The organism is Pseudoalteromonas sp. S3260 (assembly GCF_005886925.1).
GTDB lineage: Bacteria > Pseudomonadota > Gammaproteobacteria > Enterobacterales > Alteromonadaceae > Pseudoalteromonas > Pseudoalteromonas tetraodonis.
The window spans coordinates 1-246 of sequence record NZ_PNCV01000241.1; the positions used below are offsets into that span (position 1 = coordinate 1).

Consider the following 246-nt stretch of genomic DNA (forward strand, 5'->3'; position numbering starts at 1 on the left):
CACCCAAGCGGTGGCAAATGATTCATTATGCAACAAGGTGAAATCCGGACATGACTGATAACCACTATGCGTTGCTCTGATAGGCCAGGCCACATAATTGGCACTCACAACGACGACAATTAAAACAAAGAAAACCACTGAGGCCTGTCCTAATCTATTTAATGCTAATTTAATATGTTTATTTTCTTGCCATATTTCATTCATAGAGCCAAAAATACCTACTACAAAAGCGAATATGGTAATAGC

At 38.6% G+C, this 246-nt stretch carries 1 protein-coding gene; it reads right to left on the bottom strand.

Annotated elements, in window-relative coordinates; genetic code table 11:
• The coding region (locus tag CWC14_RS19495; RefSeq protein WP_212746569.1) for a hypothetical protein at nt 1–204 on the bottom strand (204 nt) is incomplete at its 3' end.
• Nucleotides 205–246 lie beyond the last annotated feature (42 nt).